At 73.0% G+C, this 20,832-nt stretch carries 22 protein-coding genes; 8 read left to right on the forward strand and 14 right to left on the reverse strand.

Annotated elements, in window-relative coordinates:
- Window positions 1-44: 44 nt before the first annotated feature.
- The 6 genes from IG86_RS0102920 to IG86_RS0102945 form a co-directional block, all read right to left on the reverse strand.
- Window positions 45-1,205, reverse strand: a complete 1,161-nt coding sequence (locus tag IG86_RS0102920) for a LamG-like jellyroll fold domain-containing protein (protein ID WP_030817592.1) — start codon at window positions 1,203-1,205, stop codon at window positions 45-47.
- A gap of 54 nt (window positions 1,206-1,259) precedes the next feature.
- On the reverse strand, window positions 1,260-2,600 hold the full coding sequence (gene cseC, locus IG86_RS0102925) for a two-component system sensor histidine kinase CseC (protein WP_030817593.1): 1,341 nt from the start codon (window positions 2,598-2,600) through the stop codon (window positions 1,260-1,262).
- Entirely contained in the window at window positions 2,597-3,310 is a 714-nt protein-coding gene (gene cseB, locus IG86_RS0102930; protein ID WP_030817594.1) for a two-component system response regulator CseB, read from the reverse strand. The genes cseC and cseB overlap by 4 nt, the downstream gene beginning before the upstream one ends.
- A gap of 33 nt (window positions 3,311-3,343) precedes the next feature.
- Entirely contained in the window at window positions 3,344-3,985 is a 642-nt protein-coding gene (locus IG86_RS0102935; RefSeq protein WP_030817595.1) for a hypothetical protein, read from the reverse strand.
- 65 nt (window positions 3,986-4,050) lie between these two features.
- Complete coding sequence (locus IG86_RS0102940) at window positions 4,051-4,617, reverse strand: SigE family RNA polymerase sigma factor (RefSeq protein ID WP_030027405.1); 567 nt, start codon at window positions 4,615-4,617, stop codon at window positions 4,051-4,053.
- Window positions 4,618-4,869: 252 nt separating this feature from the next.
- Window positions 4,870-5,835, reverse strand: coding sequence for an HhH-GPD family protein (locus IG86_RS0102945; RefSeq protein ID WP_030894411.1), 966 nt, complete (start codon window positions 5,833-5,835; stop codon window positions 4,870-4,872).
- Between IG86_RS0102945 and IG86_RS42835 the strand changes: the two genes are divergently transcribed.
- On the forward strand, window positions 5,826-6,011 hold the full coding sequence (locus tag IG86_RS42835; RefSeq protein ID WP_157854757.1) for a hypothetical protein: 186 nt from the start codon (window positions 5,826-5,828) through the stop codon (window positions 6,009-6,011). The genes IG86_RS0102945 and IG86_RS42835 overlap by 10 nt on opposite strands.
- A gap of 177 nt (window positions 6,012-6,188) precedes the next feature.
- Window positions 6,189-6,998: a hypothetical protein gene (locus tag IG86_RS42090; protein WP_030817597.1), complete on the forward strand. Its 810-nt coding sequence runs from the start codon at window positions 6,189-6,191 to the stop codon at window positions 6,996-6,998.
- A 114-nt stretch (window positions 6,999-7,112) separates the two neighbouring features.
- On the opposite strand, the gene disA is transcribed toward IG86_RS42090, so the two are convergent.
- Both disA and radA read right to left on the reverse strand, forming a co-directional pair.
- Entirely contained in the window at window positions 7,113-8,237 is a 1,125-nt protein-coding gene (gene disA / locus IG86_RS0102955) for a DNA integrity scanning diadenylate cyclase DisA (protein ID WP_030817598.1), read from the reverse strand.
- A 245-nt stretch (window positions 8,238-8,482) separates the two neighbouring features.
- On the reverse strand, window positions 8,483-9,901 hold the full coding sequence (gene radA, locus IG86_RS0102960) for a DNA repair protein RadA (RefSeq protein ID WP_030817599.1): 1,419 nt from the start codon (window positions 9,899-9,901) through the stop codon (window positions 8,483-8,485).
- 232 nt (window positions 9,902-10,133) lie between these two features.
- On the opposite strand from radA, the gene IG86_RS0102965 reads away from it, so the two are divergent.
- A complete protein-coding gene (locus tag IG86_RS0102965; RefSeq protein WP_037847126.1) occupies window positions 10,134-11,912 on the forward strand; it encodes a BACON domain-containing protein in 1,779 nt (592 codons plus the stop codon).
- Window positions 11,913-11,953: 41 nt separating this feature from the next.
- On the opposite strand, the gene IG86_RS0102970 is transcribed toward IG86_RS0102965, so the two are convergent.
- Complete coding sequence (locus IG86_RS0102970) at window positions 11,954-12,754, reverse strand: DUF3109 family protein (RefSeq protein ID WP_045936366.1); 801 nt, start codon at window positions 12,752-12,754, stop codon at window positions 11,954-11,956.
- A gap of 135 nt (window positions 12,755-12,889) precedes the next feature.
- Here IG86_RS0102970 and IG86_RS0102975 point away from each other — a divergent pair, with 135 nt between their 5' ends.
- Window positions 12,890-13,837: a Ppx/GppA family phosphatase gene (locus tag IG86_RS0102975; protein ID WP_030817602.1), complete on the forward strand. Its 948-nt coding sequence runs from the start codon at window positions 12,890-12,892 to the stop codon at window positions 13,835-13,837.
- A 597-nt stretch (window positions 13,838-14,434) separates the two neighbouring features.
- Here the strand turns inward: IG86_RS0102975 and IG86_RS0102980 are convergent.
- From IG86_RS0102980 to IG86_RS0102995, 5 genes are all read right to left on the reverse strand, one after another.
- Window positions 14,435-14,740 carry a hypothetical protein gene (locus IG86_RS0102980; RefSeq protein ID WP_030817604.1) on the reverse strand — a complete coding sequence of 102 codons (306 nt, stop codon included), beginning with the start codon at window positions 14,738-14,740 and terminating at the stop codon, window positions 14,435-14,437.
- Window positions 14,741-14,916: 176 nt separating this feature from the next.
- Complete coding sequence (locus IG86_RS0102985) at window positions 14,917-15,147, reverse strand: hypothetical protein (protein ID WP_030817605.1); 231 nt, start codon at window positions 15,145-15,147, stop codon at window positions 14,917-14,919.
- Window positions 15,140-15,289: a hypothetical protein gene (locus IG86_RS43475; RefSeq protein WP_167751129.1), complete on the reverse strand. Its 150-nt coding sequence runs from the start codon at window positions 15,287-15,289 to the stop codon at window positions 15,140-15,142. Before IG86_RS43475 ends, IG86_RS0102985 begins: the two co-directional genes overlap by 8 nt.
- Before the next feature lie 67 nt (window positions 15,290-15,356).
- Window positions 15,357-15,995, reverse strand: coding sequence for an HAD family hydrolase (locus tag IG86_RS0102990; RefSeq protein ID WP_037847229.1), 639 nt, complete (start codon window positions 15,993-15,995; stop codon window positions 15,357-15,359).
- A 30-nt stretch (window positions 15,996-16,025) separates the two neighbouring features.
- Window positions 16,026-16,565 carry a hypothetical protein gene (locus IG86_RS0102995; RefSeq protein WP_037847130.1) on the reverse strand — a complete coding sequence of 180 codons (540 nt, stop codon included), beginning with the start codon at window positions 16,563-16,565 and terminating at the stop codon, window positions 16,026-16,028.
- Window positions 16,566-16,650: 85 nt separating this feature from the next.
- On the opposite strand from IG86_RS0102995, the gene IG86_RS0103000 reads away from it, so the two are divergent.
- The 4 genes from IG86_RS0103000 to ilvD all read left to right on the forward strand — a co-directional run bounded on the left by IG86_RS0103000 (window position 16,651) and on the right by ilvD (window position 20,790).
- Window positions 16,651-17,301 (forward strand): DUF7691 family protein, encoded by a 651-nt coding sequence (locus tag IG86_RS0103000; RefSeq protein ID WP_030817608.1) that lies wholly within the window; start codon window positions 16,651-16,653, stop codon window positions 17,299-17,301.
- 68 nt (window positions 17,302-17,369) lie between these two features.
- A complete protein-coding gene (locus IG86_RS0103005) occupies window positions 17,370-18,197 on the forward strand; it encodes a sugar phosphate isomerase/epimerase family protein (protein ID WP_030817609.1) in 828 nt (275 codons plus the stop codon).
- On the forward strand, window positions 18,194-18,814 hold the full coding sequence (locus IG86_RS0103010) for a TetR/AcrR family transcriptional regulator (protein ID WP_030817610.1): 621 nt from the start codon (window positions 18,194-18,196) through the stop codon (window positions 18,812-18,814). The genes IG86_RS0103005 and IG86_RS0103010 overlap by 4 nt, the downstream gene beginning before the upstream one ends.
- A 125-nt stretch (window positions 18,815-18,939) precedes the next feature.
- Window positions 18,940-20,790 carry a dihydroxy-acid dehydratase gene (ilvD, locus tag IG86_RS0103015; RefSeq protein ID WP_030817611.1) on the forward strand — a complete coding sequence of 617 codons (1,851 nt, stop codon included), beginning with the start codon at window positions 18,940-18,942 and terminating at the stop codon, window positions 20,788-20,790.
- Window positions 20,791-20,832 lie beyond the last annotated feature (42 nt).

Here is a 20,832-nt window from a genome sequence, read left to right on the forward strand (position 1 = left end):
CCGGGATCGTCGGCTCCGGTCGGGTCAGGACCGGGCAGGCCCGGTCAGGTCAGCAGCCAGGCGTGGGCCGGCTTCGGCGCCGGGCCGAGCTTGCCCTCCTTGTACGCCGCCGCCTGCTCCGCCGAGAAGGCGGCGTTGTAGATCTTGATGTTGTGCAGTGCGCCCTGCCACGGGCCCGTCCAGATGTTGTGGTGCTTGGACCGGCCGATCTGGAGCGGGCCGGGAGCCTGCCAGATGGCCGGGACCTCGGTCTCACCGGCCTTCTTGCCGTCCACGTAGAGGGCGATGTTCTTCTTCTCCGCGTCGTACGTGGCCATCACCAGGGTCGGCGTCTTGAGGATGGTCAGCCCTTCGGCGGCGACGGTCTTGGTGGTCGCCGCGGCGCCCTTGTCGCCCGTCTGCACCCGGAAGATCCACGCCTGCTTGCCGTTCACCTCGTTCACGCCGAGCTCGAACGAGAAGGACTCCCCGTCGCCCTGGCTCATGACGATCCGCGAGCCCTTGGTGGCCGAGCTGTAGGCGCGCGCCGTGATCGTGAAGCTCTTGGAGACGTCGACGACGGGCTCGGCGGACTGCCCCCACGAGTTCGCGTTGCCCTTGCCGACGACCTGGAACCGCTTGCCCAGCGGGCCGACCTTGAGGTCGGGGCCCAGCCGGATGCCCATCGAGCCGTAGCTGTCGCGCAGCAGGGTGTCGTCACCCGCGACGGTGGCCGTGTAGGCGGCCGGCGACTTGGAGTCCTCCGGTTCGGGCGAGGCGGACGCCGAGGGCTGGGCGTTCGTCCCCTCGGGCCCGTCGCCGCCGCCGGCCAGCAGGAAGAACGTTCCACCGCCGGCCAGCAGCGCCAGTACGGTCACCCCGCCGACCAGCGTCCACCGCTTCTTCTTGCGTCGTGCGGCCTCGGAACGGTCGGCCATGGCCTCCCAGTCCGGCTGCTCCGACGCGCCGGGTATGTCCGGACCGGCCAGCAGCGTGAAGCCCGGCTGGGCCGGGGCCGGGGCGGGGGCCGGCTGCCACGGCTGTCCTTGCGCGTCCTGCTGGTACGGGTTCGGCTGCTGCCCGGACTGCGGATAGCCGTAGCCACCGTCTCCGGACGGGTAGCCGTAACCGGTCTGGGCGGGCGGTCCCGGCGGGAACCCGTATCCGCCGCTGCCGTGGGCGGGCTCGGGCTGCGGGCTGCTCGGGGGATTCGTGCCGTCGGTCATGGCACGGAGCCTAAGACACGCACCCGTGCGCGGGCACGGCCCGGTCCCCGTCCGTCAGCCCTGGGGCGGCTTCAGTACCGGGAAGCTGCCCGTCGCCGTCGGCGCGTGCTCCGGCAGCCACAGCACCGCGACCGCCCCGGCCGCCGCGCCGACGGGCGTGCCGCCCGCCGTCAACGAGCGGTCCAGGACACCGGGAGCCGCCACGTTGCGGAAGGTCAACCGGGCGCCCAGCACCCGCGCCTGGCCCTCCGCGATGGTCAGACCCAGCCCGTGCCCGACACCCGCGCGGTCCGTGGAGCCGGTACGGAACCGGCTCGGTCCCTCGCGCAGCAGCGCCTCGGGGAAACCCGGCCCGTGGTCGCGGACCCGTACGACCCGCCCCTCGACGTCGACCTGGATCGGCGGCTGTCCGTAGCGGGCGGCGTTGGCGAGCAGGTTGCCCAGGATCCGCTCCAGCCGCCGCGGGTCGGTGCTCACGACCTCGTCCGCGACGATCCGTACGGTCGCCTCCGGCATCAGCACCTTCACGCGCCGGCTCACGAACTCGCCCAGTGCCACGTCCTGGAGCTCCGCCCGCTCGGAGGCGCTGTCCAGCCGGGCCACCTCCAGCACGTCCTCGACGAGGGCGCGCAGCGCCTGCGCCCGGTCCCGGACCAGCTCCGTGGGCCGCCCCGGGGGCAGCAGTTCCGCGGCGGTGAGCAGGCCCGTCACCGGGGTCCGCAGCTCGTGCGCGATGTCCGCGGTCACCCGCTGTTCGGCCTCCAGCCGCTGCTGGAGGGCATCGGCCATGGCGTCCACGGCCCGCGCGAGGTCGTCCGTCTCGTCGCGGACGACACCGCCGACCGCGTCCCGCACCCGTACGTCGGGATCGCCGTGGGCGACCCGCTGCGCGGCGGCGGCCGCCTTGCGCAGCCGGCGCGAGATCTGCCCGCCGATGAGGACGCCGAGCGCCGATCCGCCGATGACGGCGGCGAGTCCGCCGACGACGAGGGCCTTGTCCAGGTCGGGGAGCAGGTCGGCGCTCTCCCGGAACGGCGTGTGCAGCGAGAGCACCTGCCCGTTGCCGAGCGGTACGGCGGCCCACACCTCGGGCACGCCGTGCGGCCGCTCCTGGATGTAGGTCCCGCGCCGGCCCGACTGCGCCTTCTGCCGCAGTTCCCCGGGCAGTTCGGGGTCGTTGAGCTTGGCCCCCATGGGGGGCTTGCGCCCGGCTTCGGCGTTGCGGGAAATGAACTGCACGCGCTCCAGCTGGACTTCGCGCGCACTCCCCAGCATCGACACGCGGGCAGCGCTGTGCACCACCAGGCTCAGCGCGATCGTGACGAGGGCGCCCACGGCGGCGATGGCGAGTGTGATCTTCCAGCGGATGCCCGTGCGGAAGGCGAACCGTCTCATGCTTTGAGCTTGTATCCGAAGCCTCGGACCGTTTCGATCCGGTCCTGTCCGATCTTGGTCCGCAGGCGCTGGACGTGGACGTCCACGACGCGGGTGTCGCCGCCCCAGTCGTAGTCCCAGACCCGCTCCAGGAGCCGGTCGCGGGACAGGACGGTGCCGGGTGCGGAGGAGAACTCCAGCAGCAGCCGCATCTCGGTCGGCGTCAGGGCCACGTTGGCGCCCGATCTGCGGACCTCCATGCCTTCGGTGTCCACTTCGAGGTCGCCGAAGGAGAGCACCCCGCGCTCGCCGTCCGGGCCGTCGTCGTGGGCGCCGCCGGCGCCGTTCTGCGGGCCGCCGGAGTGGTCGAAGCGGCGCAGCACGGCGCGGATCCGGGCGACGAGCACGGAGCCGTCGAAGGGCTTGGTGACGTAGTCGTCGGCGCCCGCCTCCAGGCCCAGCACCACGTCGATGCTGTCGGCGCGCGCCGACAGCATGATCACGGGGACGGTGGACTCGTCGCGGATGCGGCGGCACAGGCTGACGCCGTCCATGCCCGGGACCATCACGTCCAGCAGGGCGATGTCGGGCCGGCGGGCGCGGAAGGACTCCAGACCGGACAGGCCGTCGGGCATGGCCGTGACCACGAACCCGTCACGCTCCAGCGCCAGGGTCGTGGCCTCACGGATGACGTCGTCGTCCTCCACGAACAGGACATGGGTCTCGGCCATGCGCAGCCTCGCCTCGTTCTTCTTGCTCAGTGCTCAGTTCTTCTGACTCGTGGCCGGGGCCGGCTGGACGCCGCCGTCGACCACGTTGCTGTACTCCGAGTGCACCCGGTCCTGCTCGGTGAACTTCTCCCCGTCCCAGCGGTACGTGATCACGTCCTCGCCCGACGGATAGGCGAGCGCGTCGCTCTTTCCGTAGACCTGCTTCGTGACCACCAGGTCGCCCCGGTCGATCTCCGCGTAGACGGGTGGCTGTTCGTCCGCGAACACATTCTCGTACCTGGCGCCGTCCGCCCGGTACACGTAGGTGCCGCGGCCCAGCGCATCGGCGCAGGACAGGACGTTCACGACGATGTCGGCCACCGGGCCGCCGGTGACCTTCCCGTAGCTCACGTCCACCGGGTACTCCTTGCCCGTACAGGGCTTGAGGTCCCGCTTGACGTCGGCGCCGACCTTGGGGTCCGCCATGAGCAGTCTGACCGGGTCGACCTTCTTCAGGGGCGTGCCGGACGGGGAGGGCGACGCCGAGGAGCCGTCGGCCGGGGACGAGCCGGGCGGTGCGGTCCGGGCGACGGTGTCGGTACGGGCGGGACCGCCGTCACGCAGGCCGGTCCCGCCGGTCGCGCAACCGACCGCGAACACGGCAGTGCCGACGAGGACGATCGCCCCCGCCGACACCAGCACCAGATTGCCCCGTCCCCTGAATGCGGGGGGAGAGCTCCTGCCGTTCAGATCTTGGCCGTTCAGGCCGCGCACCGCTCACGCCCCTCGTACCGCATGGTGTGGTCACCGCGCTCCAGCGCACGCATGTCCAGGTCCCGGCTCTCCAGCTCCTGCCGGAGGCGGGCCAGGGCGCGGTGCAGAGTGCTCTTCACGGTTCCCGCCGACATCCCGAGCGCCGCGGCCGTCTCCTCGGTGCTCATCTGCTCCCAGTGTCGCAGGACGACCACACTGCGCTGCTTGGGCGCGAGCACCTTGAGGATGTCCATCAGCAGGGCGCGGTCGGCGCGCTGGTCGGAGCCGTCCTCGACGGACGCGTCGGGCAGCTGCTCGGTGGGGACCTCTTCGAGCTTGCGGGCGCGCCACCACTCGGTACGGGTGTTGATCATGACTCGGCGCAGGTAGGCGTCGGCCAGGGACTTGTCGGCGATGCCGTCCCAGCGGCCGTACGTGCGCACGAGGGCCGTCTGGAGGAGGTCCTGGGCGTCGGTGGGGTCCGGGACCAGGCGTCGGGCACTGCGCAGGAGGGCGTCCTGCCGGGTGCGCACGTACTCCTCGAACCCGAGTACCTCGCCATGCGCCTGCACCATTTCAGACCGCCTCCGTTCCCGTCCGACCGTTCCACCGCTGTCTTACGGGGACGACGCTACGGAGGGGTTGTCACGGGCCTGTGCGAGCCAGCCTTCGGTGGGAGCACGGACACCCATAGGTTGTGTAACAGCGCCCGTGAGCTGGGGTTTAGCGGCAATAAGCGGAATCCCTGACTCAGCTTCAGGCGCGGCTACGGGCGGTGGCCGACCGGTGCACGGTCCGTTCCCGAACCGCGCCCGGTCCACCGCCGGTCACGCTCCCGGCCGGGTCTGCGGCAGCCGGTAGAGGCCGCCGTCGAGGGGCTCCACCAGCCCGTCCGAGACCAGCCCGTCCAGCGCGCGCGCCCGCTGCACCGGCTCGTTCCACACCGTGTCCAGCACGGCCTGCGGAACGGGCCCCACCGCCTCGCGCAGGACGGCCAGGAGCTTGCCGCGCACCTGTCGGTCGGTCCCCGCGTACGTCTGCCCGCGCCGCGGCGGCCCGTCGTGCGCCGGCTTCCCGGCCAGCCGCCACGCGCACAGCCCGGCCACCGGGCAGCGGACGCAGTCCGGGCTCTTCGCGGTGCACACGAGCGCGCCGAGCTCCATCGAGGCCGCCGCCCAGCGGGCCGCGGTGGCCTCGTCCCCGGGCAGCAACTCGCGGGCCAGCCGACGCTCGGCGGCCGTGGTCGCGTTCGGCGGGTACTCGACACCGGTGGCGGCGCGCGCGAACACCCGCCGGACGTTGGTGTCGAGGACGGCGTGCCGCTGCCCGTACGCGAACGAGGCCACCGCCGCGGCGGTGTACTCGCCCACCCCGGGCAGCGCGAGGAGCTGCGCGTGCTCCCGCGGTACGTCGCCCCCGTGCCGCTCCGTTATCGCCGCGGCCGCACCGTGCAGCCGCAGGGCCCGGCGCGGGTAGCCGAGCCGCCCCCAGGCCCGTACGGCCTCACCGGGGGCCTCGGCGGCCAGGTCGGCGGGGCGGGGCCAGCGGGCGAGCCACTGCTCGTAGACCGGCAGCACCCGGCTGACCGGGGTCTGCTGGAGCATGAACTCGCTGACCATGACGCCCCAGGGGCCGGCCTCGGGGCGGCGCCAGGGCAGGTCGCGGGCGTGCTGCTCGAACCACGCGATGACGGGGGAGTGCAGCGCGTGGGAGGGACCGGCGGACGCGTCGAGGGGCAGGCCGGGGGAGACCTCGGGGGACACGTCGGGGGAGGAGGAAGGGGATGCAGTCATGGCATACGGCATCCTGGCACGTTTCGGACCCCGGAGCCGGACTTGCCGGCCGGGCCGGCGAGCGCGAGGACGAGGAGGGCGGCGAACGAACCGCCCAGCAGCAGGCCCAGCAGATCTTGAACGCCCGCTGCACCCACACGGGTGCGGCGTGGGCGAATCCGGTGACGACGCGGTAGGGGCCGGAGGTGTCCATGGTCACCGAACGTACATAAACCGGATTAATCTCCATGTCAGCCCTTTGGCCGGTTCTCACCGCTTCCGCTTGGGCTCGCAGGATGATCATCGGCAAATCGAGTCCGATGCGCGGCATGTGGGGCACTGATCGGGCCGCGAACTCTCGTAAGGTTCCCTCCGTGGGATCTCTGCGCAATCCGGTCGGGCCGCTCCCCTCCTCCATCTACTGGCGACGGAGGGCTGTGCTGGCGTCCGTCGTCGCGCTCCTCGCGCTCCTCGCCGTATGGACCGTCACTTCCGGTGGGGGGAAGACGAGTACGAACGGAAAGGGCGAGGGCCGCCCCGACCCCGTCACCTCGATCACCCCGGGCCCGGCCGGTACGGGCCCCGCCATCAGCGCGGCCCCCGGCGGGCGCCCCGAGTCCGGCGGCGGCGGGACCACCGGCTCCGAGGGCGGCTCCGGCGGCGGCGCGGGCAAGAACGGCGAACCGGGCACCGGCACCGGCGCCGGCGGGAGTTCGGGCTCCGCCGCTGGCGGCGGCGGCGCGGGCGGCCCGGCGGCGGTCCCCGCGGACTCCCCGCTCCCCACGTGCGCGACGAGCGCGCTGCAGTGGGAGGTCAAGAGCGCGAAGAACGAGTACGAGGCGAACGAGAAGCCCCGCCTCGAACTGGTCGCCCGCAACATCTCCGGAACCACCTGCAAGGTCGATCTCGGCCCGAAGCAGGCCGTCCTGACCATCCTTCAGGCGAGCAGCAACAAGGCGGTGTGGTCCTCGGCGGACTGCCCGACGGGCCCGGGCAACGCCTTCTTCCGCCTCCCGGCACAGGGCGAGACGAAGCACGCGCTGGACTGGGACCGCAGGTTCAGCGCGGCCGACCAGTGCCAGTCGCCTCCGGCGGGGTCGGCCGCCGCGGACACCTACGTCGTCGAGGTCAAGTCACCCGGCATGCCGGTCGCCCGCACCTCGTTCGTCCTCAAGCAGGACTGACCCGCCCCAGCCCGGTCGGCGTCAGAGGCGCGGCGTCCGGGGCGGAGCCCCAGGAGCCGCGCGCATGCCGAACGGGCAGGGCAGGCGCACGAGTCGGCCGAGCGGAGCCGCAGGCTAGACGTACCGCTCCAGGATCGACGACTCCGCCAGCCGCGACAGCCCCTCGCGCACGCTCCGCGCACGCGCCTCGCCCACGCCGTCCACCGTCTGCAGGTCGTCGACGCTCGCGGCGAGCAGCTTCTGCAGGCCGCCGAAGTGCTCCACCAGCCGCTCGATGATCGCGCCCGGCAGCCTCGGTACCTTCGCCAGCAGCCGGTAGCCGCGGGGCGACACCGCAGAGTCCAGCGTCTCGGGCGAGCCGGTGTAGCCCAGCGCCCGCGCCACGATGGGCAGTTCCAGCAGCTCCGGGTGGGTCAGCGCGTCCAGCTCCGCCAGCGCCTCGTCCACCGTGCGGGAACGCTTCGCCGTCGGCTCGGGCACGTAGTCCCGGATGACCAGCTCCCGCTCCTGCTCGATCCCCACCGTCAGCTCGTCCAGCTGGAGGGACAGCAGTCGCCCGTCCGTGCCCAGTTCGACCACGTACTCGGCGATCTCGGTCGCGATCCGGCGGACCATTTCCAGCCGCTGCGCGACCGCCGTCACGTCGCGCACCGTGACCAGGTCCTCGATCTCCAGCGCCGACAGCGTGCCGGCGACCTCGTCGAGGCGAAGCTTGTACCGCTCCAGCGTCGCCAGCGCCTGGTTCGCACGCGACAGGATCGCCCCGGACTCCTCCAGGACCCGCCGCTCCCCGTCCACGTACAGGGCGATCAGCCGCATCGACTGCGACACCGACACCACCGGGAAGCCGCACTGCTTGGAGACCCGGTCGGCCGTGCGGTGGCGCGTGCCCGTCTCCTCCGTGGGGATGGACGCGTCCGGCACCAGCTGCACGCCGGCCCGCAGGATCTTGGTGAGGTCCTTGTCGAGGATGAGCGCGCCGTCGAGCTTGCACAGCTCGCGCAGTCGGGTCGCGGTGAACTCCACGTCCAGGACGAAGCCGCCCGTGCACATCGCCTCGACGGCCTTGTCCATGCCGAGGACGATGAGGCCGCCGGTGTTGCCCCTGACGATCCGCTCAAGGCCGTCGCGCAATGGCTGACCAGGTGCGACCGCGCTCAGCGAGGCGCGCATCAGCGCGTCGTGCTTGGAGCTCGCGCCGGACTTCCCGGGTGCTGATGCCCCGTCCTTGGCTGCCACTGCACTCCTCCGGTCGCGGGTTGCGCCGCCCAGCGCGGGGGCACGAGGACGTGCGTACGGCCGGGCGGACCAGCACAAAGTCTACCGGCGCGCGCTGCGGCCCCGCCGTGGCTTGGCCAGGTACGGCCCGGCGGGGGCCCGTACAGACCCCCTGACCAGCGCGGCGACCGGCCGGTCGGCCGGTTCGATCATGGCGGTCCGCTCGGTTCGATCATGGTCGGCGGCGAGCGCGCCCGGAGCCGGACCTACTCCGCGGCCGCCGCCCGCTCCTTGGCCGGCGTACGGGAGCGCCCGCGCGGCAGCACCCGCAGTGCGTCGCCCATGTCGGCGACCTCGGTGACCTTCATCCCCGGCGGCACCTTGCCCGGGTCCGCCGGCACCAGCGCGTGCGTGAAGCCCAGCCGGTGGGCCTCCGCCAGCCGCCGCTGCACGCCCGTCACCCGCCGCACCTCGCCGGCCAGGCCGACCTCGCCGATGGCCACCAGGTTCTTCGGGAGCGGGACGTCACTGGCGGCGGAGGCCAGCGCGAGCGCGATCGCCAGGTCCGCGGCGGGCTCGGTGAGCTTCACCCCGCCCACGGTGGCGCTGTAGATGTCGCGCTTGCCGAGGGCCGTGATCCGGCCGCGCTGCTCCAGCACCGCCAGCATCATCGAGACGCGCGAGGTCTCCAGGCCCGAGGTGGTCCGCCGGGGGGAGGGGATCTGCGAGTCCACGGTCAGCGCCTGCACCTCGGCGACCAGCGGCCGCTTCCCCTCCAGGGTCACGGTCAGGCAGGTCCCCGGAACGGCCTCGGCGCGCCGGGTCAGGAACAGCCCGCTCGGGTCGGCGAGCCCGGTGATCCCCTCGTCGTGCAGCTCGAAGCAGCCGACCTCGTCCGTCGCTCCGTACCGGTTCTTCACACCGCGCACGAGCCGCAGCCGCGCGTGCCGGTCGCCCTCGAAGCTCAGCACCACGTCGACGAGGTGCTCCAGCAGGCGGGGGCCGGCGATGGCGCCGTCCTTGGTGACGTGGCCGACGAGGAGGGTGGCCATGCCGCGCTCCTTGGAGGCCCTGATCAGCGCGCCCGCCACCTCGCGCACCTGGGCCATGCCGCCGGGCGCGCCGTCGATCTCGGGCGAGGCGACGGTCTGTACGGAGTCCAGGATGAGGAGGGACGGCTTCACGGCGTCGAGGTGCCCGAGCACCGCCGACAGGTCGGTCTCGGCGGCGAGGTACAGGTGGTCGCTCAGCGCCTTGATGCGGTCGGCCCGCAGCCGCACCTGGCTCGCCGATTCCTCACCCGTGACGTACAGCGTGCGGTGCGCGTCACTGGAGGCCTTCGCCGCGACGTCCAGCAGCAGCGTCGACTTGCCCACGCCGGGCTCGCCGGCCAGCAGCACGACGGCGCCGGGCACGAGCCCGCCGCCGAGGACGCGGTCCAGCTCGTCCACACCGGTGCTGCGCGCCGTCGCCGTCCGCCCGTCGACCTGGGCGATCGGCAGCGCGGCGGTCGAGACCCGGCCGGCCGCGGTGGTCCGTACGGCGGGCGCCCCCATCTCCTCGACGGTGCCCCAGGCCTGGCACTCGGGACACCGGCCGAGCCACTTGGCCGTCGTCCAGCCGCATTCGGTGCAGCGGTAGGACGGACGGTCCTTGGCGGATGAACGAGCAGTGCGGGCAGCCATGCCGCTCACGGTAGCCGCCCCCACCGACAGCCCGGGCCGCGGTACGGGCCGAGGTAGGGCCGAGGTACGGGTCGCGGCACCGGCTCGGGGCGCCGGCCGGACCCGGCCGACCCACCGCCGCGGCCGCCCACGTCAGGCCCCCCGTCAGCGCGTCAACGATCTGTTCACCCATAAGGGCTAAAACTGGGGAAGGCTTCCAGGGCGCCCCCGGCGCGCCGCCTACGGTCGCCAGGTGAACAGCAGCGACCAGGCACCACCCTCACCGCGCACCGGCGCACACCGGGCGCACGGGCGCACGGATCAAGAAGAGGAGCCGCCGCGCCCCTTCCGGCACGAGCCGTATCTCGACGGCCTGTTCACCTACTGCCTGTCGGTCCTCTGCGACCACGACACCGCCACCGACGTGCTCGGAGACGTCCTCGCCGTGGCCGAGCGCCATCCCGGCCGCTGCCCGGACGAGGGCGACCGGCGGGCCTGGCTCTACGCGCTCGCCCGCTGGGGCTGCCTGCGCCGCCTGGCCGAGCAGCGGCGCGTACGCCAGGGAGCGCATTCCGCCCGGCGTGCGCCGGAGCACACCGGGCGCGAGCATGCGCCGGGGGGCGCAGCGGGCGACGGACCGGCCACGGAGGGCCGCCGACAGCTTGACGTCAGCGCCTACCGCCGTACCGAGCTGGCCCGACTGGCCTGGCCGGAGGCCGCGGGGACCACGCCCGCGCAGCGCGAGGCACTCGAACTCGCCGTCCGCCATCGCCTCGGCGTCCCCGAACTCGCCGCCGTCCTCGGCACGCCCCCCGCCGCCGCCCGGGAGCTCCTGACCGGAGCCGCCTGCGAGGTGGAGCGCACCCGCGCCGCCCTCGCCGTCGTCGAGACCGGCAGCTGCCCCAGCGTCTCCCAGCTCACCGGCGGCGACCCGGACGGCACCGGCGGCGACGGAGACGTGCTGCTGTCCAGCACCCTGCGCGCCGAACTCGTCCGCCACGTCGACGACTGCCCCCGCTGCCGGCGCGTCGCCGAACGGGTGGGCGCCGCCGCCCCCTGGCCCGGCTCGGGCGGCGTCGACACCGCCGCACTGCCCCTCGTACCCGCCCCCCGCACCGCCGTCCACGCGGCGATGCTCCGCTCCGGCCGGGGCCGCGGCCGCAGCCCCGGCCCGCGCTTCGACCGCACCGGCTTCCCGATGGACCCCAAGGACCGCGCCGCCCGCCGCGACCGGCTGCGGGCCCGCGCCGTGACCACCACCGTCGTGGCCACCGTCGTCGCGGCCCCGGTCCTGGCGCTGTGGGCCTCGTACCGCGGCGAACACGGCACCGGCGAACCCGTCGGCAACGGCTCCACCCGTATCTCCGCGAGCGAGACCGAGATGCCGACCGCCCGGATCGACGGCCGCCCGCTCACCGCCTACGAGAACACCGGGAACGCCACCGGCACCACCAGCGGCCCCGGCTTCGCCGAGAGCAGCGACTCCTCCGACGTCTCCGTCGAGGTGATCAGCACCGGCCCGCCGGCGACCCCCGACCACGCCGGCACCCCCGGCCGCCTCTCCGTGGCCGCGTCCTCGCGCGGCGCCCTCACCGTGCTCACCCTCACCGCCTCGGGCGGCGCCCCGGTGGACTGGCGGCTCTGGTCCGACGCGCCCTGGCTGCGCGCGAGCCGCACCGCGGGCACGCTCGCGCCTGGAGAATCGGTCACCCTGCACATCGCCGTGGATCCCGAGGCGCAGCCCGTCGGCGCCTGGACCGCCCGGGTCGGAGTCGACCCGACGGGTGCGGTGGTCTCCATCCGGGGCCGCGGCCGGCCCGCGTCGACACCGGCCCCGCAGCCGGAGCCGACGCAGCCCGCGAGCCCGTCGCCGACGCCGGACCAGACCCAGGGGCCCACACCGACGACGGCCCCGACGGAGCCGACGATCCCGCCGCCGTCCCCGACGCCCGCGCCGACCCCGACGGACGGCACGGGCGGAACGGTTTCCCCCGCGCCCGACCCCGCACCGTCGGGGCCGGCGGGCGGCTGACCTCGTACGGTCGTCGGGGTCGTACGGGGTCCTGCGGGGTGCTACGGAGTCGGGTCCGCGGGGTGCGGAGCCATCGGCAGCAGCGATGCCAGCCGGGCCTCGCACAGCTGCACGAGCGCCTCGTAGCCCTCCTTGCCCATCAGCTCCGTCAGCTCGGCGCGGTACGACACGTACACCGGGTCCCCGGCGCCGTGCGCGGACGTCGCCGACGTGCACCACCAGTGCAGGTCGTGGCCGCCGGGACCCCAGCCGCGGCGGTCGTACTCGCCGATCGACACCTGCAGCACCCGGGTGTCGTCGGGCCGGTCGATCCACTCGTACGTCCGGCGGATCGGCAGCTGCCAGCAGACGTCCGGCTTGGTCTCCAGCGGCTCCCTGCCCTCCCTCAGCGCGAGGATGTGGAGCGAGCAGCCGGCCCCGGCGGGGAAACCGGGCCGGTTCAGGAAGATGCACGCGCCGTCCCAGCGGCGGGTCTGCTTCTCCCCGTCGTCGTCGTTCTGCGTCCACCCGCTCTCGCTGCCGACGTCGTGGAACTGCCACACCTCGGGCGTCAGCCGCGCCACGTGCTCCGCGACGCGCTTCTCGTCGTCCTCGTCGGAGAAGTGCGCACCGAGCGTGCAGCAGCCGTCCGAGGCCCTGCCCGCCTGGATGCCCTGGCAGCCGCTCCCGAAGATGCAGGTCCAGCGGGAGGTGAGCCAGGTCAGGTCACAGCGGAAGACCTGCTCGTCGTCGGCGGGGTCGGGGAACTCCACCCAGGCCCGGGGGAAATCGAGCCCCTTCTCATCAGCCACGGCCTTGCCCTTCCCGGCCTTGCCGCCCTTGGCGCCGCCCGTGCTCTTGATCGGGTTCTTGCCTGAGTCCTTGCCCGTGTCCTTCTGCGACCGGGTCTTGTTGGCCTTCTTCGTATTTGGCACAAACCCAAGCCTAAGCGCCCCTTACACAACCCCTGAGTCTTCCTCGCAGTAGCGTTTCCCCCTATGAGACTCGGTGTCCTTGATGTGGGTTCGAATACCGTCCATCTGCTGGTGGTGGACGCGCACCCCGGTGCGCGCCCGCAGCCCGCGCACTCGCACAAGGTGGAGATAAGGCTGGCGGAGCTCCTCGACGACGCCGGCGCCGTCACCCCCGCGGGCGTCGAGCGGCTCCTCTCGGTCGTCAACGAAGCGGTGCAGGCCGCCGAGGACAAGGGCTGCGAGGACGTCCTGCCCTTCGCGACCAGCGCGGTGCGCGAGGCCACGAACGCGGACGAGGTCCTGGCCCGGGTCAAGGCCGAGACCGGCGTCGACCTGCCGGTGCTGAGCGGTGAGGACGAGGCGCGGCTCACCTTCCTCGCCGCCCGCCGCTGGTTCGGCTGGTCGGCCGGGAAGCTGCTGGTCCTGGACATCGGCGGCGGCTCCCTGGAGATCGCCTACGGCATCGACGAGGACCCGGACGCGGCCGTCTCGCTCCCGCTGGGCGCGGGCCGCCTCACCGCGGGCTGGCTGCCGGGCGACCCGCCCGACGCCGTCGACATCCGGGCGCTGCGGCGGCACGTGCGGACGGAGATCGCCCGGACGGTCCGCGAGTTCAGCCGCTTCGGGGCCCCGGACCACGTGGTGGCGACGTCGAAGACGTTCAAGCAGCTGGCCCGCATCGCGGGCGCGGCCCGCTCGGCCGACGGCCTGTACGTGCAGCGCGACCTCAGCCGCAAGGCCCTGGAGGAATGGGTCCCGCGCCTGGCCGCGATGACGACCGCCCAGCGCTCCACCCTCCCGGGCGTCTCGGAGGGCCGGGCGAACCAGCTCCTGGCGGGCGCGCTGGTCGCCGAGGCCACGATGGACCTCTTCGGCGTCGAGGAGCTGGAGATCTGCCCGTGGGCCCTGCGCGAGGGCGTCATCCTCCGCCGCCTGGACCACCTCCCCACCCCGGGCGCGGCACCGGCGTAGAGGGTAGGGGGGAGCCCCGGGCGGGGGTACGCGTACGGGTGCCCGCGCACTCGGCGCCTTCACCCCCGCGGCTCCACCGCTGCCGGTCGGTGGCTGCCCACCCGCCCCCGTCGGGGCCGGGGCGGGGGCCGGTCGTCTGCCGGGCGGGGGCTTCGGCGGGGGCGACCTGCCGGGGCGGTGTCGGAGATGGGCTGGGGGTTTCCCGTCAGTCCCATCGTCTCTCCGGGCCGTGCCGGCCCCTCAAGGGCGCTCCCTGCGGTCGCGTCGCTGCGCGATGGCCTTCGGCCACCCTTGACCGCCCGTCCCGCCCCGGACATACGAGGACAGCCGGGAAGCCCCCGAAGGAACGGGCCGGGCCATCGATCATGAGACGGGGTGTCGGAGATGCCCGGGCGGAGCCCGGGGCGCCCCAAATCGCCACGCGCTCCTGACGGATGGCGGCTGCGAGTCCCTTGGGCTGGGCATAGGCCGCCATCGATCGCTACGCGCTTCTCCATCGCGCGTCTGCCATCGGTCCGGGGCCGGTCATGAGCCGCAGGCACCTGGATCCACTTCTCATGGAGGGCGTCTGCGGGCGGTCCTCACGCAGTTGAGCCGTCAAGCCGTGCGGGGTCCGCCGCCCCATCGCCCCCGCAGAACCTCGGCCCAGTCGCCGGCTTCCGGACCCGGATCCTCCCACGGCGGCACCCGGCTGGGAGCCGTCTCGATCAAGTGCACGAGCGTCCAGGCGACGCCGTAGCAGTCGTCGGGGCCGAAGCAGGCGGCCAGGGCAGCTGCCTCTTCGGACGTGACGGGGCGGGAGATCGTCCTCAGCTGGCGTTCACGCCGGTCGATCTCCTCCTCGCTCGCGTCCCAGTCGGGAAGCGGTCCGTCGGCAACGAACGTCTGCACCTCGGGTCTCATGACCCGAATGATCGGCTCCCCCGCGGCCCTGGACAAGCTGCCCCGTTCTGCTGCACGCCAGCCGTGGTGAACCGGCTCCTGTCGTCCGGTCACTGGGAAGGCCGGCATCCTTGCGAAAGAGCTGCCGGCTTCGCGGAACAGACCCCCTCGGACGGTCTGCGACCGTCCGGGGCGGGTCACGTGTGGTGGCCCGGGTGCGGTTCGGTCGGCTCGATGTTGTCCACCGCTGTGGAGAACTCGCGGCCGGACGGGCCCCGGATGTATGCGAGCTCCACCCAGTAGGGGTGGAGTGAGGTCGACACGTCTTCGTTGATCACTGCCATCAGCTCGCCTTCCATGCCGCTGGCCACGTCGCGCACGCGCCGTCGGAGCAGGGGGTGCGGCACGTACTCGTAGCCGTCAGTCATCGATGGATCCGATGAACCGCTCCCAGCCGACACGCGCCCGTTCCAGGAGGTCCTGGCTGGGGCCGGGTGGGCCGAGGCGACACGGGCGTTGCGCGAGCTGCCGTGGCTCTTCCGGCCGGGGGTGTTCGTCCTTCTCGGTCACGAGCCCTCCATCTGTCCTTGGCGTAGGGACAGATGGTGTTCCTCTGCAAGAGCCGCAAAGGATGCGTCTACGGATTGACGATGGCGGGCAGGTCGGTGAGGGAGTTGATCGACCAGTCCGCCGCGGCCCTGACCTCGGGGTCGTCCGCCCACCAATGTCCCCAGGGGCCGCGGCGGATGTGGGCGGTGCGCAGGCCCGCGGCTCGGGCCGGGTGGATGTCGTTGGCCGGGTGATCGCCGACGTAGAGGGTTTCGGCGGCCGGGCTGCCGGACACCGTCAGTACCCGTTCGAAGAACGCGGGTGCCGGCTTCGACACCTTCCAGTCGCCGGACGTGACGACGAGGTCTGCGGGGAGGTCCAGCGCGCGCAGCAACTCGCCTGCCCGGCGGCTCTGGTTGCCCGCCACGACGACTCGTACCCCGTCCGCCCGCAGGGCCGACAGGGCGGGGCGGACGTCCTCGTAGAGGTCCGTCTCCTCGAGCCGTTCGCCGCGTCCCGCGGCCTCTCGGGCGGCGTATTCGGCGGTGATGTCGATGCCCGGCCGCAGGAGGCGGAGGGCGTCCGCGTTGTCCCGTCCGTCCACGACCACCGCACCGACCAGTGCGGAAAGGGTGTGCCGGGGTACGTCGAGCCAGTCCGCCCACGCCCCCCAATAGCGATCGTCCCGGGTCAGGGTCTCGCCGATGTCCAGGACGACGGTCCGCATCATTGCGTCAGCGTACCGACGCGCCGGCGCTCAGGCCTCCGGTTGCGGTTCCAGGGCCGGGGCCGGGGGGAAGCCCAGGTGGTTCAGGAGGGTGTCGAAGAGTTCCTCCGCGAAGGGGTCGTGGGAGTGCAGGGTCGCCTCGATGGTGGCCGCGGCCACGTTTTCGCCGAAGCCCGCGGACCGGGCCCACGACAGGGCGCCCGCGGCGTCGTCGGTGACGTGGGCGGCCAGTTCGGGCAGGGGGCGGTCCGTCATCGCGGCCGCCGTCTTGAGGTTCAGCCAGGCGTCCCAGCGCTCGCCGCCGGGTTCCAGGCCGACGACCAGCGCCACGTCGCTGTCGTGCACGGAGGCGATGCAGGCCGGGGCGCCGGTCCACTCGACCAGCGCACGCAGGACGTGGTCCGGGTCCCCGGGCAGCGTGCGGTGGAACTGCCATGTCTGCCAGCCGCCCGGTCTCGGCCGCCATGACGTGATCCCGCCCGCGTCGTCCTCCTGCGCGCCGCCGAAGACCGGCGCCCGCAGCAGTGGACGATCGCTGCGGCCGAAGACCAGTTCACCCGTGAAACCCATTCCCGCTCCCCCGACGAGGTCCTGGCCGGACCATAGGGGCCGACACCGACAAGCGCTGTCGGTGGTGGTCGGCAGGATGGTGACCATGAGTCACAACATCTCGTACTCGACGGCGGACAAGGCCCACGTGCTGGCCTACCTCGGCAGCAAGGGCGACCTCACGGCGGATCAGCTGCGCCGGCTGGAGCTCATGCGCAATCGCGCGAGGGCCTATCAGGACGGCCTCGACCACCAGGGCGTGGACTGGGGGTTGTCCGTCCCCGACGCGCTGGAGCACCTCGTCGCCGGGCACACCGACTCGGACGCGGACTGCGCGGGCAACGCCTACACCACCGCCCTGCAGCTCGTCATCGACAGCAACGCCTCGGACGGCTCGCACCTGGGCACGTACTCCAGGCCCAGCACCTTCTTCGGCCTCGTCGACGACGAGATGCGCCGGCTCGGCGTGCCCGCCGACCTGCTGCCCCACGGGTTCCTCTACGGCGGGCCGCCCGTGGAATTCCCCGACATCCCCTGGTCGATGGACGGATACCCCGCCATCGGGCACCTGCCGCTCGCGAGGACCAAGGCGGCCGCCGGCGCCTACCGGGCCGTCCTGCCGCGGATGGACCCGGACTTCCACTACGACGTGCAGGAGCTCGTCGACAAGCTCGAAGCCGAGCACGAGGAGTGGGAGCGCGCGACGAGGGACCTCGACTGGTACACCCAGGACACGCTCTTCTTCCGGCTCGTCTGACGGCCGGAACCGGGCCCGCGTGGCGGCCGTCACGTACCGGGCGGCCGCGGGCCCCGTACCCTGTCCCCGTGGCAGAACCCGTCCGCATCCCCACCGCGAAGGTCGCCCTGTCCACCGCCTCCGTCTATCCGGAGTCCACGGCGACCGCCTTCGAGATCGCCGCACGCCTCGGATACGACGGCGTCGAGGTGATGGTGTGGACGGATCCGGTCAGCCAGGACATCGACGCGCTGCGCCGCCTGTCGGACCAGCACCAGGTGCCGATCCTCGCCGTCCACGCGCCCTGCCTGCTGATCACCCAGCGGGTGTGGTCCACCGATCCGTGGGTCAAGCTCCAGCGCGCCCGGTCGGCGGCCGAGAAGCTCGGCGCGTCCACCGTCGTCGTGCATCCGCCGTTCCGGTGGCAGCGCCAGTACGCCCGGGACTTCGTCTCCGGTATCTGGCGGATGGCAGAGGAGACCGACGTCCGGTTCGCCGTGGAGAACATGTATCCGTGGCGGTACCGCGACCGCGAGATGCTCGCCTACGCCCCCGAGTGGGACGTGACGAAGGACGACTACCGGCACTTCACCGTCGACCTGTCGCACACCGCGACCGCCCGCACGGACGCGACCGCGATGATCGACCGGATGGGGGAGCGGCTCGCCCACGTGCACCTCGCCGACGGGAACGGATCGGCGAAGGACGAGCACCTGGTGCCGGGGCGCGGTACGCAGCCCTGCGCCGAGCTGCTGGAACGCCTCGCCCGGAGCTCCTTCGACGGCCACGTGGTGATCGAGGTCAACACGCGGCGGGCGATGTCCTCCGCCGAGCGCGAGGCCGACCTCGCCGAGGCGCTGGCCTTCACCCGCCTGCACCTGGCCACCGCCGGGCACGACCGGGCCCGCCGGCCGTGACCGGGGAGAGCACGCCGCGCCGCCGGGGCCCGGGCCGGCCCCGCCAGGACGAGGCCGAGGAGGGTCCGGGCACCCAGGAGCGCATCCGGCTCGCCGCCCGTGAGGTGTTCGCGGAGCGCGGCTACGACAAGACGTCCGTGCGCGGCATCGCGAAGGTCGCCGGCGTGGACCCGGCGCTGGTGCACCACTACTTCGGCAGCAAGGACGACCTGTTCGCCGCGGCCATCGAGATGAGCATGGAGCCGGCCCTGGTGGTCCCGGCCGTCATCGGCGAGGGGCCCGACGGCATCGGCGAGCGCCTCGCCCGCTACTTCCTCGGGGTGTGGGAGAACCCGGTCACCCGGGCCCCGCTGCTCGCCGTGATCCGCTCCGCGCTCACGCACGAGGCCGCCGCGAAGGTGCTGCGCGGGCTGGTGCTGCGCAGGGTCCTGGAGCGGGTCGCCGCCGACCTGGACGTGCCCGATCCGACCTTCCGCGCCGAGCTCGCCGCCTCCCACATGGTCGGCATCGCGATCCTGCGCTACGTCCTGCGGGTCGAGCCCCTCGCGTCCGCGGACCCGGAGGACATCGTGGCGCTCGTGGCCCCTACGCTTCAGCGGTACCTGACCGAGGGCTGAGCCGCCCGTCCCGCCATGCGGACATGCCGTCCGGATCCCGGGCGGTGGGCGTAGCCTCGTATCTGAGCCATATCCGCAGTCGCGGCCGACCGTACGGCCAGCCGCACTCATGGGGAGTGAACCGCATGCCCGAGCTGAGGTCCCGCACCGTCACCCACGGCCGCAACATGGCGGGCGCCCGCGCCCTTATGCGCGCGTCGGGCGTAGCGAGCGAGGACATCGGCAAGCCGATCATCGCGGTCGCCAACTCCTTCACCGAGTTCGTCCCCGGTCACACGCACCTGGCGCCCGTCGGCCGGATCGTCTCCGACGCCATCCGCGCGGCCGGCGCGATCCCGCGCGAGTTCAACACGATCGCCGTCGACGACGGCATCGCGATGGGCCACGGCGGCATGCTGTACTCCCTGCCGTCCCGCGACCTGATCGCGGACAGCGTGGAGTACATGGTCGAGGCGCACTGCGCCGACGCCCTGATCTGCATCTCCAACTGCGACAAGATCACCCCCGGCATGCTGATGGCCGCCATGCGCCTCAACATCCCGGCCGTGTTCGTCTCCGGCGGCCCGATGGAGGCCGGCCAGGCCATCCTCGTGGACGGCACCGTCCGCAAGCTGGACCTGATCGACGCCATGGTGGACGCCTCCAACGAGAACGTCTCCGACGAGGACGTGCTCCGCATCGAGGAGAACGCCTGTCCCACCTGCGGTTCGTGTTCCGGCATGTTCACCGCCAACTCGATGAACTGCCTCGCCGAGGCCATCGGCCTGGCCCTCCCGGGCAACGGTTCGGTCCTCGCCACGCACACCGCCCGCCGTGCCCTGTACGAGGACGCCGGCCGCACGGTCGTGGAGATCACCCAGCGGTACTACGGGGACGGCGACGAGTCCGTCCTGCCCCGCAACATCGCCACCCGCGAGGCCTTCGAGAACGCCATGGCCCTCGACATCGCCATGGGCGGCTCCACCAACACGATCCTGCACCTGCTGGCCGCCGCCCAGGAGGCGGGCCTGGAGTACGACCTCAAGGACATCGACGCCGTCTCGCGCCGCGTCCCCTGCCTGGCCAAGGTCGCCCCGAACGTCGCGCCCGGCGGCACGTACTACATGGAGGACGTGCACCGCGCCGGCGGCATCCCCGCCATCCTCGGCGAGCTGCACCGCGGCGGGCTCCTCAACAAGGACGTGACGACCGTCCACTCAGAGGGCCTGGACGACTGGCTGGGCAAGTGGGACGCCCGCTCCGGCACGGCGAGCGACACGGCGATGGAGCTGTGGCACGCGGCCCCCGGCTGCAAGCGTTCCGCGACCGCCTTCTCCCAGTCCGAGCGCTGGGACACCCTCGACCTCGACGCCGAGGGCGGCTGCATCCGCTCCGTGCAGCACGCGTACTCCAAGGACGGCGGCCTGGCCGTCCTGCGCGGCAACATCGCCGTCGACGGCTGCGTCGTGAAGACGGCCGGCGTCGACGAGTCGATCTGGACCTTCGAGGGCCCGGCGGTCGTCTGCGAGTCGCAGGACGAGGCCGTCGACAAGATCCTGCGCAAGGAGGTCAAGGCGGGCGACGTCGTCGTCATCCGCTACGAGGGCCCGCGCGGCGGCCCCGGCATGCAGGAGATGCTCTACCCGACGTCCTTCCTCAAGGGCCGCGGCCTCGGCAAGGTCTGCGCGCTGGTGACGGACGGCCGCTTCTCCGGCGGCACCTCCGGCCTGTCGATCGGCCACGCCTCCCCCGAGGCCGCGTCCGGCGGCGACATCGCCGTCGTCGAGGACGGCGACCTGATCCGCATCGACATCCCGAACCGGTCCATCGAGATCCTCGTCGACGACGCCACCCTGGCGGCCCGCCACGAGGCCCTCGGCGGGGTCTACGCCCCGAAGAACCGCGAGCGCAAGGTCTCCGCGGCCCTGCGCGCCTACGCCGCGATGGCCACCAGCGCCGACAAGGGCGCGGTCCGCGACGTCACCCGGCTGGGCTGACCCGGCCGGCCCCCGCAGCGACGCCCCCGCACCGTGCCGGTG

It is taken from the genome of Streptomyces virginiae (genome assembly GCF_000720455.1).
GTDB classification, from domain to species: domain Bacteria; phylum Actinomycetota; class Actinomycetes; order Streptomycetales; family Streptomycetaceae; genus Streptomyces; species Streptomyces virginiae.